Origin of the sequence: Peptoniphilus indolicus (genome assembly GCF_900454665.1) — a bacterium.
Taxonomy (GTDB): domain Bacteria; phylum Bacillota; class Clostridia; order Tissierellales; family Peptoniphilaceae; genus Peptoniphilus; species Peptoniphilus indolicus.
Genome location: NZ_UGTH01000001.1, coordinates 1,126,056 through 1,140,872 on the forward strand (window position 1 = coordinate 1,126,056; position 14,817 = coordinate 1,140,872).

The 14,817-nt window shown below is 34.3% G+C and carries 15 protein-coding genes; 5 read left to right on the plus strand and 10 right to left on the minus strand.

Translation table 11 applies throughout. The features are described from left to right. Positions 1 to 22 precede the first annotated feature (22 nt). Both DYE58_RS05380 and DYE58_RS05385 read left to right on the plus strand, forming a co-directional pair. On the plus strand, positions 23 to 1,912 hold the full coding sequence (locus DYE58_RS05380; protein WP_115312085.1) for an ABC-F family ATP-binding cassette domain-containing protein: 1,890 nt from the start codon (positions 23 to 25) through the stop codon (positions 1,910 to 1,912). A gap of 713 nt (positions 1,913 to 2,625) precedes the next feature. Further along, positions 2,626 to 3,264 (plus strand): YitT family protein, encoded by a 639-nt coding sequence (locus DYE58_RS05385; RefSeq protein ID WP_040552222.1) that lies wholly within the window; start codon positions 2,626 to 2,628, stop codon positions 3,262 to 3,264. Between the two features lie 410 nt (positions 3,265 to 3,674). Here DYE58_RS05385 and DYE58_RS05390 read toward each other — a convergent pair whose 3' ends face one another. After that, positions 3,675 to 3,941, minus strand: a complete 267-nt coding sequence (locus tag DYE58_RS05390) for a hypothetical protein (protein WP_115312086.1) — start codon at positions 3,939 to 3,941, stop codon at positions 3,675 to 3,677. Positions 3,942 to 4,034: 93 nt separating this feature from the next. Here DYE58_RS05390 and DYE58_RS11680 point away from each other — a divergent pair, with 93 nt between their 5' ends. Next, on the plus strand, positions 4,035 to 4,340 hold the full coding sequence (locus tag DYE58_RS11680; RefSeq protein WP_115312087.1) for a DUF1294 domain-containing protein: 306 nt from the start codon (positions 4,035 to 4,037) through the stop codon (positions 4,338 to 4,340). Between the two features lie 52 nt (positions 4,341 to 4,392). Here the strand turns inward: DYE58_RS11680 and DYE58_RS05400 are convergent, their stop codons facing one another. The 9 genes from DYE58_RS05400 to DYE58_RS05440 form a co-directional block, all read right to left on the minus strand. Further along, positions 4,393 to 5,538 (minus strand): 2-hydroxyacyl-CoA dehydratase subunit D, encoded by a 1,146-nt coding sequence (locus DYE58_RS05400; protein WP_004820140.1) that lies wholly within the window; start codon positions 5,536 to 5,538, stop codon positions 4,393 to 4,395. An 8-nt stretch (positions 5,539 to 5,546) separates the two neighbouring features. Beyond that, entirely contained in the window at positions 5,547 to 6,875 is a 1,329-nt protein-coding gene (locus DYE58_RS05405) for a 2-hydroxyacyl-CoA dehydratase subunit D (protein ID WP_004820138.1), read from the minus strand. A 27-nt stretch (positions 6,876 to 6,902) separates the two neighbouring features. Then, positions 6,903 to 7,724: an acyl-CoA dehydratase activase gene (locus tag DYE58_RS05410; protein WP_004820135.1), complete on the minus strand. Its 822-nt coding sequence runs from the start codon at positions 7,722 to 7,724 to the stop codon at positions 6,903 to 6,905. Between the two features lie 128 nt (positions 7,725 to 7,852). Continuing rightward, a complete protein-coding gene (locus DYE58_RS05415) occupies positions 7,853 to 9,613 on the minus strand; it encodes an acyl-CoA carboxylase subunit beta (protein WP_004820134.1) in 1,761 nt (586 codons plus the stop codon). Positions 9,614 to 9,630: 17 nt separating this feature from the next. Further along, a complete protein-coding gene (gctB, locus tag DYE58_RS05420; RefSeq protein WP_004820131.1) occupies positions 9,631 to 10,428 on the minus strand; it encodes a glutaconate CoA-transferase subunit B in 798 nt (265 codons plus the stop codon). Next, complete coding sequence (gene gctA / locus DYE58_RS05425) at positions 10,428 to 11,390, minus strand: glutaconate CoA-transferase subunit A (protein ID WP_004820130.1); 963 nt, start codon at positions 11,388 to 11,390, stop codon at positions 10,428 to 10,430. Before gctA ends, gctB begins: the two co-directional genes overlap by 1 nt. A gap of 65 nt (positions 11,391 to 11,455) precedes the next feature. Beyond that, positions 11,456 to 12,541 carry a sodium ion-translocating decarboxylase subunit beta gene (locus tag DYE58_RS05430; protein ID WP_115312341.1) on the minus strand — a complete coding sequence of 362 codons (1,086 nt, stop codon included), beginning with the start codon at positions 12,539 to 12,541 and terminating at the stop codon, positions 11,456 to 11,458. 75 nt (positions 12,542 to 12,616) lie between these two features. After that, positions 12,617 to 13,033 carry a biotin/lipoyl-containing protein gene (locus DYE58_RS05435; RefSeq protein WP_004820125.1) on the minus strand — a complete coding sequence of 139 codons (417 nt, stop codon included), beginning with the start codon at positions 13,031 to 13,033 and terminating at the stop codon, positions 12,617 to 12,619. Between the two features lie 18 nt (positions 13,034 to 13,051). Beyond that, positions 13,052 to 13,345, minus strand: a complete 294-nt coding sequence (locus tag DYE58_RS05440) for an OadG family protein (protein ID WP_040552221.1) — start codon at positions 13,343 to 13,345, stop codon at positions 13,052 to 13,054. 280 nt (positions 13,346 to 13,625) lie between these two features. Here DYE58_RS05440 and DYE58_RS05445 point away from each other — a divergent pair, with 280 nt between their 5' ends. Together DYE58_RS05445 and DYE58_RS05450 are read left to right on the plus strand one after the other, a co-directional pair. After that, a complete protein-coding gene (locus DYE58_RS05445) occupies positions 13,626 to 14,540 on the plus strand; it encodes a hypothetical protein (protein WP_050794612.1) in 915 nt (304 codons plus the stop codon). Continuing rightward, on the plus strand, positions 14,537 to 14,734 hold the full coding sequence (locus tag DYE58_RS05450) for a DUF1858 domain-containing protein (RefSeq protein ID WP_004820119.1): 198 nt from the start codon (positions 14,537 to 14,539) through the stop codon (positions 14,732 to 14,734). The genes DYE58_RS05445 and DYE58_RS05450 overlap by 4 nt, the downstream gene beginning before the upstream one ends. The last annotated feature ends 83 nt before the right edge of the window (positions 14,735 to 14,817 follow it).

Consider the following 14,817-nt stretch of genomic DNA (forward strand, 5'->3'; position numbering starts at 1 on the left):
AATGAAAAATGAGGTTAAATAAATGATTTTAAATATAAAAAACTTATCAAAGTCATATGTAGTTGACCCTATTTTAGAGTCTGTAAATATGATTGTAGAAGATAGAGACAAAGTCGGCTTAATCGGAAACAACGGGAGTGGAAAAACCACTCTTCTAAAAATTATATCAAATGATATTTCTAAAGATGCCGGAGACATCATAATTCCCAAAGATATAAAAATAGGATATCTAAAACAAGAACATGATTTTGAAGATGGACTTTCTATATATGGTGCTTGTGAACAAGAATTCAAAAACTTAATAAAGATGGACTTAGAGCTAAAATCATTAGAGGCTAAGCTATCAGAGCCAAACAATCCTAACTTAGAAAATGACATAGAGCGTTACGGACACTTACAAGAGAAATTTATAGAACTTGGAGGATTCTCATATCCCTCTATGATCCGTGGCACTTTAATAGGTCTTGGATTTTCAGAGGAAGATTTTAATCGTAATGTAAACACACTATCAGGTGGTCAAAAATCCCGAGTGGGTCTTGCAAAACTATTATTGTCTAAACCTGATTTAATGCTTCTTGACGAACCTACTAACCATTTAGATGTGGATGCCATTTCTTGGCTTGAAAAATATTTAAAAGACTATCTTGGCGCTTGTATAATAATATCTCACGACAGATATTTTTTAAACAATGTCGTAAATAAGATAGTCTTGTTGGAAAACCATAGCTTGACAACATTCGTGGGAAACTATGATGTCTATGTTAAAGAACGTAAAAAACAAATAGAACAACTTACAAAACAATATGAAAACCAACAAAAAGAAATAAAAAGACAAGAGCAAATTATCGAAAGATATATGAGTTTAGGGCGTGATAGATTTATAAGACAGGGAAAATCTCGACAAAAACTCTTAGAAAAAATGAAGAGACTTCCGCCCCCTAATGAGAGTAAAAAAACTAAGTTGTCTTTTACTCCTCTCTACGAATCCGGTAAGGACGTACTACAAGTAAAGGAACTTTCCAAATCATTTTCTAATAAGAAAATTTTTGAGAATATTACTTTTAATATCTATAAAAATGAAAAATGCGGAATAATCGGCGACAATGGAGTTGGAAAATCTACTCTGTTTAAAATATTGACTGAAGAACTTGAAAAAACTTCAGGCTCAATCCAATACGGTTCAAAATTAAAAATAGCTTATTTTGACCAAGAAATGGAACATCTAAATCCTGACAATACAGTCATCGATGAGATATGGGATGAATATCCAAAATTAACTCACTATGAAATTCGTTCATATCTTGCAAAATTTCTATTCATCGGAGACGATGTTTTTAAAATAATCGGTGATTTATCCGGTGGAGAAAAAGGACGTGTATCCATTTTAAAATTGATGTTAAAGGGTGCCAACACTCTATTCTTGGACGAACCTACAAACCATTTAGATATAGATTCCAAAGAAGTATTTGAAGAAGCAATACGCTCGTTTGATGGAACAGTTATATCAATCTCTCACGATAGATATTTTTTAAATTCCACTTGCGATAAAATTTTGAAAATGAACTCCGATGGTATGTATGAATTTCTGGGAAATTATGACTACTATCTTCAAAAGACAAAAGGCGATGATGAAGATGATGAAGTTGTCCTATCTAAAACAATGATACAAAATCAAAAGAAACAAGAAAAACAACTTAGAGATGAGCAAAAAAAATTAAAGACACAAAAGAAAAACTTGGAACTACAAATATCAAATTTAGAACAAGCAATTCTAGAAATAGATACAGAACTCTCCAATCCCGATATTTATTCAGATATAGAAAAAGTTAAAGACCTTAGTAATAAAAGACAAAACTTATCAGATGAATTATCTACAGTTTATGAAGCTTGGATAGAACTTGAAGAACTATAGTGTGGAGAAATTAAAAAACACCAAAACTTATCCACAAATTTATATGGCTTAATTTAGAGATTCTCAATTAACATATATATTATTTCTTGATTTATAGCTAAATTAAGCCATTTTATTTTACACACTTATATTCACAATCAAAAACTCCCCTATCCCTTTTATTTACTTAATCCACAAATTTATCCACATTGTCCACACGTTTATATACAAATGTTCTATTATTTTTTGTTAATTCTTATCCACATATTGTGAATTTCATGTGTAAAACTGTACTTTAAAGAGTTATTTTAGCAGTTTATTTAACTGCTTTATGAATTCAGCTTAAATTTTTAAACCCCTCTACTCAATTCTAATATTTCACTTATGTATTTAGTTGTTTATTAAACTTTTAGTTTATAATTAAGTAATTGAGATATTTTTCAAAGAATGATAAACTATAATTAGATTTTAGCGTTTTGCGGTGGTTACCGTTTGGTAGTTTTTATCTGATGCCTAAATATTGATGAAGAGCCTGAAGAAGTCCTGATGTGGAATTTTTAAAGGCTAAAAAAATACCTAGAAGCTCAGAGTTTTTACAAGAAAAAATCCAAAAAATAAAAAAGCATCAACACCATCATTAGATTGCAAAGTACGAGGGATTTCCTTACGACCGTAGCTATCTTTTTTTGGTTGTAAAGATTTACCCTCTTCTTAAAAAACGAGGAGGTGTAAAAATGCTAAATTCACTATTAAATTTTTTCAACCTTTCTAAAAAGGGTTTTGTACGTATTATCATAGGTTCATGCATAATGGCTTTTACTCTTGTAAATATCCATATGCAATCAAACATAACTGAAGGTGGTGTCTTAGGACTGACAATGCTCCTATATAAATTACTTGATTTTGATCCCGCCATTATAAGTCCTTTACTTGACTTTGCTTGTTTTAGTTTAGGAGTTTCATTATTTGGAAAAAAATTTTTAAAAAGAACTGCTATAGCTTGTTTTAGTTTTGCTATTTTTTATAAAATATTCCTAATTACAGGCGCAGTTGTTCCCAGTCTATATGACTTTCCAATTTTATCTGCTATAATTGGCGGAATTGGCATTGGAGTAGGTTGTGGTCTAGTAGTTTCACAAGCTTGTGCTGCAGGTGGAGACGACGCATTAGCTCTCGTATTATCTAAAAAATTAAATTTAAATATCAGCAAAGTTTATTTTTTAACTGATGCAATTGTGCTAACTATGTCTTTAATGTATATACCAATGGGAAGAATTATATTTTCTCTTTTAACAACTATTGTATCTTCTTTAATCATTGGACAATTTGAAATGCCTGTTACAATCCATACTAAATCTGGCGTGAGAGTTTAATCGAGATTTAGCATAAATCTCTAAGATATTTAAATTTATTAGAATAAATCTTTTAAATAAAAAAGATATTTAATAAATTACTTAACTAATTTTAAAAACAACTTAATGAAATATTTTTATAAACTAGACATAATATTTCATGGTTTATTAAAAAGGTCAGCTTTACAAAACATTATTACTTGCATATGAGCTATGCCATCCAATGTAGTCTATCTTCAGTAATTTTGAAATCTAAAAACTGACCTTTTCCTATACCCTAAAATCATATAATGTATATACCAAATGTGAAGTATTATGTAAAAAAGATTATTAAACAATGCTAAATTGAAATTATTTGTTTATTATCTTCTCTAATTTATCCACACACTTTTTATGTACTATGTTATATTTTACTATGCTTTATAAGAAGGTTAATTACTATTAGAATTTTCAAAAAATTTCTTATTCTTTAACTCATCATAAAAAGATTTATCTTTTTCCAACTCCTTTAATTCTCTTATATAATTATCAAGTGCATTACTTTGTACATTAATAGTTGGTTGAATATTATGATTGGTTATTCTAATACTCATACTTATTTTATATGTTCCAAACAAAATAGCACTAGCAATTATCAGAGCTGCAATAATTACATCAAATTTTAGTATATAATCTAATTTACTATTATTTCTCTCCATAATTCACCTCGTAAATTTTATTTGATAAAAGTATACCACAAACTTTAAATTTTTTTAAAATTTGATATAATCATTTTATTTTAGGAGGAAATCATGAGCAACTTATTTTATCTATTAATTATTTCAAATTTATTTTCTTTTATCTTATATTTTAGTGATAAGAAAAAAGCTATCAAAAACAAAAATAGAATCTCTGAATTCAATCTTCTTTTATCATCTTTTTTATTTGGAAGTCTAGGTTCTATTTTAGCTATGTTGATTTTTCATCACAAGACTAAAAAATTTAAATTTAAATTTTTTGTGCCTATCTTTTTTGTAATTCACTGCTTAATTTTATTCTATTTCTTAAAATTTCATTCTTACAAATTTTGTTTGAACTCAATCCTATTTACATTATAATAATTTATTACGTAAAAAAAGACTTCTCGTTCTTGAGAAGTCTTTCATCATATTACATTCTGTTAAGTTGAACCATTTCGTTAAATGTTTCAAGTTGAGTTTTAACTTGTCCGAAGTCAGACATTTGTTGATCATATCCCATTTTAATAAGAGGTATGCCAGCTGCTTCGTAAGCTTGTTTAAGTGATGGATACTCCATTTCTTCCGTATCATTGAAGTTCATCATGAAAAGTAGACATCCATCTGCATCGTTATCTTTTGCAAGTTTAACTACAAACTCCGGTCTCTTCCAGATATCTGGATCATAAAGAATTGGATCTTCATCCATTCTTGCAAATTGGTCTGAAAGTGCCATCATCGGGTCTGCTATTGATGTATCAACATCAATTCTAAATCCTCTTGATTCACTTGCAACATCATCTGCTACTATGTTTATCTTATAATCATCGAATACTTTTAATAAACCTTCATTATCAGTGATAACACCGCTTGTAACTACTCTTGGTCCATCCCATTCTTCTACTGGAAGTTCTTTAAGTTTAGAATTTAATTCTCTGAGAAGTTCGTTGTGTTCTTCTTTTAACATATGCCATGATGCTTTAAGTACAAGGCATCTTTCAGAAGCTTTTACAGTTTGTCTGTGGTCTGCTGCTAACTTTATAAATTCTCTCTTTAATGCTCTGTTTTCATTATAGATTTCAAAAGTCTTAGCAAAGTTTTCATCCGGAATTTCTACTCCACAGATCTTTTCAAGTTCTTTTCTTGCTTTATCAAAAATCTTTGCGTTATAGATTTTTCCAAATTCTTCTTTTCTGTGTTGTCCGTGGTTTAAGAACACCATAGGTATTTTTCTGCCGGCAGATACTTTATAGTTTTGTGAGAATGGTCTTAATGTATCGTCAAGTGTTGTTACCATTGATGCACTAAGTCCATCAAGTGTTCCATCTAAAGCCATTTCTAAACATCTTAATGCCAATGAATAGTAGAAAGTTGGGAAGTAATTTTTAGCTTTATCAATTGGACCTTGTCCACCCCAAATTCCTATTGGAACTAATCCACCTGCATGAGCTATCTCTTCAGGTGCATAATATGGGAATATCCCCACTACTTTTTTACCTTCTGCAAGGTATTTGTCTATTTGTTCTCTTTGATTATTTGCGATATGCGTTAATTTATCTAATATTTCTCTAATTTCCATGCTACACCTCAATCAATAGTTGGCTTTGACCAGTCAGTCTCTTTAGTGTTTTCAAAGTTTGTATAAACTTCTTCACCTTTAGCTTCTCTTTCTTCTTTTCTTTCGTCCATTATTTCAACAAGACCTTGAACTCTTGTCTTATATTGTTCTTCAGAGAAGTTTCTTTCGTCAGCTTGGTCTCCATCGAAGTGAACTACCGGAATATCTAAATCTTCTTTCCAACGTCTTTCGATTTCAGGCATTGCTCCTGACCAAGGTTTACATGATCTGTTGTAGTTTACAAGAGCTCCACTGATTCCGTTTTCTTTAGCCATTGTTTCTCTCCACTCAACACCATCTTCTATACATACTGAACATGGTGCCTTTGAGTAAGCTGCTGCCATTTCTCTGATTCCGTTATATTGGAATCCAAATGCCGGTGCATATACAACTGCTGTTACGTTAACTCCTGCATTCTTTAATGGTTCAAATAATGGTCTAAGCGCCGGCCAACAAGGAATTCCTTCAAATAGTATTCTGTGTTCTTCTGGGTATTCCCAAGTTGAAGTACCTTCTCTTACTGATTGTTCAAATTCTTCTGATAAAAGTTCAAAACCTTCAGCAGCTCTTACATCACATCTTGCAGCCACGATATCTGCCATGTGATTGAATAGGTCAAATCCACTTAGCGGAGATGGTTTATACGCCATGTATGAACAAGCTTTCAACCAAGCTGCAGCTGTTCTGTTAGCTATGTTACAAGCTTCTTCAAATTTCTTTTGGTCGAATTTTTTACCTGTTAATTCTTCAAGTTGTTTTATAGCATGTTCAAATTGTCCTACCATGTAGTCAATTTTTTCTTCAGATACTTCTTTTGTATTTTGGAATGGAAAGTCTACCATTATCATAGGTATGTTGTGAATTCTTGCAATATTTTCATACCATTTTGTCATCATGTTACAGATATTGTTACAGCAAAGTACGAAGTCAGGTTGAGGCATCTTTCTTGAATCAGTAGGTTCCCCTGCCGCAAATGCTAAAGATATTCTTGCATATCCGCAAATATCATTATCATATCCCATATCCTCTGCTGCATTACACAATCTAAGTCCATCTTTCTTTGCTGCTGTTGTAGCTGCATGGTTTTCTGGATATACAACTTGTAAATCAAATGCTTTTGCAAGTTCAATTGGGAACTTAGATGAACTCCATCCTACCAGTTCTCCTCTTTGCTTTGCATCCCATGCATCTCCATAAACGGCGTCTACCACGCCTCTAAGTACTGCTGCTGCCGGTTTGTGTCCTTCAACCGGTCTTGGTTTGATTCCCGGTATTTTTTCTAAAACTTTTTTAGCCATAATTCCTCCTCCAAAAAAAGGCTTTTGTTATTTATTAGCGTCTCTCTGTTGCTTCTTTAAATTATTTTGGTATTTTTGATATCCAAACAATGCTGCTCCTAGAGCACCATTTAATTGACATAGCTCAGAAGTATGAATCTTATGACCGATATTTCTTTCAAGTGCTCTTACCATACCTTTATTCAGTGCCACACCGCCTGTCATTACAACATCATCTTGAATTCCTACACGTTTAGCTAAAGAACCTACACGACTTGCTATTGCAACGTGTATCCCCTTTATTATGTCTTCAATCTTAGTTCCCTGTGCCAGTTGAGAAATTACCTCTGATTCTGCAAAAACTGTACAAGTTGATGAAATTGCGATATCTTTTTCACTCTTCTCGTCAAGTTCTTCAAGTTGGGATACATTTACTTCCAAAACTTTTGCTATTACATCTAAGAATCTTCCTGTTCCTGCGGCACACTTGTCATTCATAACAAAGTTATCTAGAACTCCTCCATCTCCTATTTTAAGCGCCTTGGCATCTTGTCCTCCTATGTCTATAATAGTGTGAACTCTTGGAAATAAGAAATAAGCCCCCTTTGCATGGCAAGATAACTCAGACATTTGGAAATCTGCTTCCTCAAGCGCATTTCTACCATATCCGGTTGCCATTACAAATTGTATGTCATCTCTTGTCATATTAGCCGCTTCTAATACATTCTTAATTGCTCTCTTAGGTCCGCTTGTTCCTGCCCCAACATCTATAACAGTCTTAGCGATTATTTCCCTACCATTTTTTAAAATTACACCCTTTGTTGCGGTAGAACCAATGTCTATCCCCATTGTGTAAATAGATTCTGTCATACTTTCCCTTCCATACTTAAATTAATTATATTAAATTTATATTTGTTAAACATAATTGTACTACTTAGCAAACTTTATGTCAAAAACACCAAGTATGTAAAAAGCAGGCTTTGCAGCCTGCCTATTAATTACTTCCTATAAAGATTATCGAAATCTCTAATGATTCTTGGAAGAAGCATTTGATGAACAGGGCACACATGCTCAGGGTTTTGATAAGATGCTTCCGTGAAAGCAATCATGTAATTTCTGATTGCATTCAAGTTTACAATTTCATCAACCATTCCTGTCTTTGCACAGAATGCTGGTCTTGATTTTGTATTGTAATCTTCAATTAAAGCATTCATTTTGTCAATTGTTGGCTGAAGATCTTTTCCCGCTTTCTTATCTTTAGCAAGACGTCTTGAGTACATAGCTACTGCTGCTGTTTCTCCATTCATTACATTGATTTCTGTAGCTGCTGTTCCTATTGAGAATGCATTTGTTGAATTCCCTTGTGGACCACCTAGTACATAGTGAGCTGCTGCTGTACCTTTTCTCAAAGTGATTTCCATTTGCGGAATTTCAGAATTTTGGATTGAGTAGATTAGTGATTGTCCAAGACCTAGTAATTCAGCCCTTTCTGCATCATCACCTACATCAATTCCCGATGTATCTTGAATCCAGATAATAGGAAGTTTATCTCTAGAACAAAGTGTTACAAATTCATTCATCTTTATAAGACCTTGTCTATATAACTTACCTCCAATTCCAATAGCTTTTTCTTTGTATTCCGGATAGTTCATAAGGAACCCTTGAGCATTTGCAACAATACCCACTGGAAGACCGGCTATTTTTGCAACACCTGTTACCATTTCAGGGCCATAGCTCTTCTTATATTCCATAAATTCTGAACCATCTACAAGTCTGGCGATTACGTCGTAAATGTCATAAACTTTTTTAGGGTTCATCGGAACTATTGAGTATAGATCATTTACATCAAATGCCGGATTCTTAGGATCATCTACTCTGAAGAATTCCGGGTCGTATGATGGAAGCATATCTACATATTTTTTAATTCCTTCAAGTACGCCTTCTTCTTCAACATATACTTCTCTGAAGAAACCTGTTTGAGCAAAGTGAACTCCAACAGATCCCGGAGGAGCAACTTTCTTTGCATTAGTTGTTGCATCTGCAATTTGGTTTGCACTTTCTTCATCTATATATCCCTTAGGATTCATACCGCCAAGGATCCCGGCTCCACCAACCGCCATGTTGGCATCTTTGTGAGCTATAAGGATTGTAGGGGATATAGAGTGATATCCGCCACCTGCCGGATTAGTTCCGTAAATACCTACTATTACAGGTATGCCCAATTGATTAAGTTCAGCATTTCTATAGAATGGAGTACCTCCACCAATTCTATTTGGATATACTTGTTCTTGAACGTCAAGTTTTACACCTGAGCAGTTTAATACATATACTAGAGGCACTCTAAGTCTCTTGGCTGTATCAGATGCTCTGACAAGATTTTCTGCTTGATGTGGTACCCAAGCTCCTGCTAATTTCTTGTTATCTGAAGCTATTATCATAGCCCATTTCCCATTTATACGTCCAAGTCCTTTGATTATACCTGTTGAACCAGTGTCGTTGTCAGCCGGATCAAATAGCGAGTTTAATGGACACCAAGTTCCTTCGTCAACTAATTCTGCAAGTCTTTGAAGCGCTGTCCATTCTCCCTTTTCATTTATTTTATCATCCGGTTTTCCGGCAGCTTGAGCAGTTTGGATAGCATTTTGAATTTCAATTTCAACTTGTCTTACAAGGTCAAAATTTTCTTGGTTAGCCGCTTTTAAAGGGTTACCAATTGCTTGCATATGTTTAAAATATGGATTTAATGAATAATTACTCATGAATCTCCTCTCAATATTTATTCTTCTACAGGCACTTTAATAAACGCTTCGCCTGGATCAATTTCTTCTCTTATTAGCTTGATTACTGATTCATCCGGTGCTTCAAGTAATACTGCACGAGAAACATCTATATCAAATCCTGTATTTTCAAGCACATCTTCAGGACTTGATGTTGGATAATATCCGGCTAAATACATTTTCTTAGTTTCTTCATCAAACTTCAAAATACCCCTGTCAGTTACAACCATTTGAGGTCCTACATTTTCAGGAATTCCTGCACGAGTTCTTCCACCGGGACCATCCATCCAACCCGGAGATGTAATGTAATCTATTTTTTCCATAAATCTTCTTTTTTCATGTTGCATCATAATTACAGTGTTTACATATGAAGCAATACCGTTAGCTCCACCTGACCCTGTAAATCTGGTCTTAGGATTGTTATAATCCCCGATTACTGTGGAGTTTACATTTCCATATGGGTCGATTTGAGCTCCCCCGATAAAAGCTATCATTCTTTCTTTGTTGTGCAACCATTCACAAGCTTCAAACCCTATGAATCTAACATTTGGCCATTGAACAGCACATTGTGCCATAAATCTGTTATCCCCTACTGATCTTGGTACTTCGATTGGAGAACAGTCCATAAGACCGCTTTCTACTATTATTTGACATTCCGGAGCGAATGCTCTTTTAGCTACAGAAGCCCCTATTAGAGGAAGTCCTGTACCAACTATAACGATTTGGTCGTTTTTAATTTGTCTAGCGATTGTTACCGCTTGCATTTCTTTGTTTGTATAGTTATCATATCTTGCCATTATTTAACCTCCTTTAGGACATTTGTAGCATATCCAAAGCCTTGAACAGGATGTAAGTTAATTAATCTTGTCGCACCTAATTTATCTAAGTATTGATCATGTTCTTCAATGTCGTAAACCCATTCTTTCATGTATGCATTGAAGTCTTCTTCTGTCTTACTTACTTTGTCATACATTTTGTAGAATGCCGGATCATAATCATAGTAATCATAACATTGTGATGGGTGAGCACCGTATGGTACGTGAACTACTGCATCCACACAGAATCCCGGGATTGAGTTAAGAGTTGGGTCACGTCTGATTTGTTCGTTACTTACAAGTTCTTCACAAGTTACAATTGTTTTTCTCGCTGCTACAGCTATGTCAATGTCGTGGAATTCATCTCCGATAATTCTGCAAGTTCCGTCCGGTGATGCAACTTGTACGTGAATAACTGCTGTATCAATTACAGGTACCGGTACTGCAACAACTTTTTTGTCATCTGTGAACGGATTTTCTACATATACAAACTTGTCATTTGGAAGTTTGTCAATTTTTTGTCTTTCTTCTTTAGAAATACCCCACTTATCAACTAAGTCTGTACCCATCATAAGTTTTACCGGAAGATATGGAAGACCAAGTGATGCTGCGTGCAGTCTTAACATTTCAACATCTTGAGAATAATCTTCGAATAGTAATTCACCTTTTTCAATAGCTTTTCTAAATCTTCTTGATACATTTGTATAACCGGAGTTAGCAGTGTAGCAGTTGATATAAGCTTTTACTCTTCCTTCTCCTATAAGCATGTCCCAATCTCCACCAGCCGGACCTGCTTCAGCTATAAATTCTTTTTGTCCTTGTCTTAAAATTTCATAAACAGCTGCGTAAGGTTTTCTGTTTGTTGTAAATCCACCAAAGCTGATTACATCGCCGTCTTCTACATATTTGCTAACGGCATCTTTTAAACTCATTACTTTACTCAATGTAAATTCCTCCTTTTTTATTTACACATCAATTGAGAACCTTAAAATAAGGTCCTCAAAAATTCTTAACCAAATACTAATAAGAATAGTCCGGCAGCTACTGCTGAACCGATTACTCCGGCAACATTAGGACCCATTGCGTGCATCAATAGGAAATTTGTAGGATTATATTTTCTACCTTCAACTTGTGATACTCTAGCTGCCATTGGTACTGCAGATACTCCCGCTGAACCAATAAGAGGATTTATCTTTCCTCCTGTTGCATAGTATAACACTTTTCCAAAAAGCACACCGGCAACTGTCGCTGCTGAGAAAGCTATTAACCCTAGAGCTATAATTTGAAGAGTTCTAACATTTAGGAAAGCTTCTCCACTTGCAGTTGCACCAACTGTAGTTCCAAGCATTATAGTTACTATATTCATCAATGCGTTTTGAGCAGTGTCAGAAAGTCTTGCTGTTACGCCTGATTCTTTAAATAAATTACCTAACATCAACATACCTAAAAGAGGTGCTACCGATGGTAGTAAAAGCGCTGTAAATAATACCACCACTACAGGGAATATTACTTTTTCAGCTTTTGATACTTTTCTAAGAGCAACCATTTTAGTTTCTCTTTCTTTTTTAGTTGTAAGTGCCTTCATGATTGGCGGTTGAATTATAGGAATTAACGCCATGTATGAATATGCAGCTACAGCTATTGGAGCTAATAATTTCGGTGCTAATTGTGATGTTGTAAAGATTGCTGTCGGACCGTCTGCTCCACCTATGATACCGATTGATGCTGCTTCTTGAGGCGAAAAACCTAGAGCAATAGCTATCATGAATGCAACGTAAATACCGATTTGTGCTGCCGATCCCAATAATAATGAAACCGGATTAGCAATTAATGGCGAGAAGTCAGTCATCGCTCCAACACCCATAAATATTAGACATGGGAATAGGTTTGATTTAACCCCTCCGTAAATTATTCTCAATACCCCTGAATTATACCAGTGATCTGTCGCTTCTCTCATAAGACCCGCATCAGGTAAGTTTGTAAGCATCATACCGAATGCAATAGGTAAAAGAAGAAGTGGCTCAAATTGTTTTTTGATAGCAAGATACAATAGTATAAAGGATACTAAAAACATTACACCTTCTTGCCAAGTCATTGACGCAAATCCTGATTGGCCTAAGATGCCTTGTAATACTGAAAAGAAATTCAATTTAGTTTCCTCCTATTTATCTTACTTTATTTCTGCCAATAGTTGATCAGTATCAACTGTTTCTCCTTGTTTAACTTTTAATGAAACTGTACCTGAAGTTGTTGCAACAATTTCATTTTCCATTTTCATAGCTTCAAGAATTATTATAACATCTCCTGCGTTTACAGAAGCTCCATCATTAACGTTTACTTTAAGGATTGTTCCCGGCATTGGTGATGTAACTGCATCTCCGCCTGTTGATGCTGCCGGTGCTGCTTTAGCTTCCGGAGCCGGTGCTGCTGCGGGTGCGGGTGCCGCCGGAGCTGCAGGAGCTGCAACAGGTGCTGTTGGAGCTTGAGGAGCTCCGAAATCGGCCATGCTTAGTGATCTTGGTCCGCCGCCTACTTTTTCTACTTCTACTTCAAATGTTTTTCCATCTACCTTTACTTGATACTTCATCTTAAATTTGCCTCCTAATTATTTCTTTTCTTCAATAGACACTATTTTAAATTTATCTACTGATAATTTAGTTTCTTCTGATACTGCTGCAATTATAGCTGCAACAACGCTTAAATCTTGTTTCGGTTCAACCGGCTTGGATTGAACTGCTGCGGGTTTTGTAACAGATTCTTCTTTTACCACTGCGCCAACGACAGCTGAGATAATCTTTACAAATAATGCTATAGAAATAAGAGCCAAAAATACAACCGCTATTGCTGTTATAGAATAAATGGCAGCTTCTCCCAACGTCATAGTTTCGCTAGTCCACATAAACACACCTCCCGATTCCATATACTGGAACTAATCCCATCTTTATGTAATTATAACAAATAAAATCTACATTATCAACAAAGCCCTACCCAAATAAGGTTTTCTAACTATAGATTTTTCTTATTAGCCTACTGTTACAATACAAGTAACTATATCGTTCCCCATCTATTATAGCCCAAGTAGTTATACTATAAAAGTTAGAAATTGTTTTTATTTCTATTATGCTCAATTTCATATATGGTATAATCTAAAGTGATATATTATGAACAAGGAGGTACTTATGAAAAAGATAATTTTATCAGCTCTACTTGCAGTTTCTCTTTCAAGTGTAGTTTATGCACAAGAAGCTTCCGTAACAGATCAAGTTGTTTTGTTAGATGGCAATAAAGTTGAAGTTCAAGGTTATAATATTGACGGCAGCAATTATTTTAAACTTAGAGATATTGCCGCCATTTTAAAAGATACTAAAGTTAGCTTTGATGTAAATTTTAATGAAGACACTAATGACATATTGATTAAGAGATTTTCAAAATATGAACCGCTTCCAACAGATTTGCAAAAGTCTGATGTAAAAGACCTTGAAATTCAGCCGGCTTTTCAAAAAGCTCGTGTTGACAATGATAAAGTAAAATACAGCGGTTACTTAATTAACGGAAACAACTACTTTAAGCTTAGAGACTTGGGCAAAAATTTAGGATTTGTTGTAGATTACAATGAAGCTGAGCGTAAAGTCCTGATAAGGTCTGAAAAAATAGAACCCAAGGACCTAACTTCTCGTGAAGAAATAAAATTAGTTAACCTAACTGCAGCTGTTTCCTCTAACACAAAAGATTTAACTCCAGAAAAAGATGTTATCAGCATTTATGATTTTACTGACAAAGCAAATATCATAGGTCGAACTGACAATGGACAGCAACACGCTTTAGAGGTTGAATACCTGTCAGAGGAAAATGTGCTTTTACTTACGCCTATTCAACTTAAATTTAAAGGTAGCCTGAAAATTACTCCTATTGTAAAAGTTGAACAAGACGGTAAGAGTGAATTTTTTGTTTTGAAATCAAAAAATATTGAATTAAACAACTTGCCGGCGGGTATAGATAAAAATGCTAACTATGTTCTTACTCTTGGATACTATGAAGGTGAATCTACTTTTAAAGGTCTAAGTGTGATAAATGTTAAAGGAGGACTGAAATGACAGTTACTAAAGATACTATTATAGGAGAAATCCTTAAAGATAAACCCGAAGCTATTGGAACTCTTATGAGTTTTGGAATGGGTTGTATAATGTGCCCTGCTTCTCAAATGGAATCACTTGAAGAAGCAGCCATGGTTCACGGCATTGATGTTGATGCACTTGTTACTGCTATCAACAAATTAGAATCTAATTAAATATAAAAGCGAGGGTGGACTCACTCTCGCTCTTTGTTATTTTATATAAAAATAGTGTATATGAAAACTCCTTATAAAATAAT

Bases quoted from the DNA above. Each gene is read 5' to 3' on its own strand.
- DYE58_RS05380 (WP_115312085.1), top strand. From the start codon at position 23: ATGATTTTAAATATAAAAAACTTATCAAAGTCATATGTAGTTGACCCT.
- DYE58_RS05385 (WP_040552222.1), top strand. From the start codon at position 2,626: ATGCTAAATTCACTATTAAATTTTTTCAACCTTTCTAAAAAGGGTTTT.
- DYE58_RS05390 (WP_115312086.1), bottom strand. From the start codon at position 3,941: ATGGAGAGAAATAATAGTAAATTAGATTATATACTAAAATTTGATGTA.
- DYE58_RS11680 (WP_115312087.1), top strand. From the start codon at position 4,035: ATGAGCAACTTATTTTATCTATTAATTATTTCAAATTTATTTTCTTTT.
- DYE58_RS05400 (WP_004820140.1), bottom strand. From the start codon at position 5,538: ATGGAAATTAGAGAAATATTAGATAAATTAACGCATATCGCAAATAAT.
- DYE58_RS05405 (WP_004820138.1), bottom strand. From the start codon at position 6,875: ATGGCTAAAAAAGTTTTAGAAAAAATACCGGGAATCAAACCAAGACCG.
- DYE58_RS05410 (WP_004820135.1), bottom strand. From the start codon at position 7,724: ATGACAGAATCTATTTACACAATGGGGATAGACATTGGTTCTACCGCA.
- DYE58_RS05415 (WP_004820134.1), bottom strand. From the start codon at position 9,613: ATGAGTAATTATTCATTAAATCCATATTTTAAACATATGCAAGCAATT.
- gctB (WP_004820131.1), bottom strand. From the start codon at position 10,428: ATGGCAAGATATGATAACTATACAAACAAAGAAATGCAAGCGGTAACA.
- DYE58_RS05430 (WP_115312341.1), bottom strand. From the start codon at position 12,541: ATGACTTGGCAAGAAGGTGTAATGTTTTTAGTATCCTTTATACTATTG.
- DYE58_RS05435 (WP_004820125.1), bottom strand. From the start codon at position 13,033: ATGAAGTATCAAGTAAAGGTAGATGGAAAAACATTTGAAGTAGAAGTA.
- DYE58_RS05440 (WP_040552221.1), bottom strand. From the start codon at position 13,345: ATGTGGACTAGCGAAACTATGACGTTGGGAGAAGCTGCCATTTATTCT.
- DYE58_RS05445 (WP_050794612.1), top strand. From the start codon at position 13,626: ATGAAAAAGATAATTTTATCAGCTCTACTTGCAGTTTCTCTTTCAAGT.
- DYE58_RS05450 (WP_004820119.1), top strand. From the start codon at position 14,537: ATGACAGTTACTAAAGATACTATTATAGGAGAAATCCTTAAAGATAAA.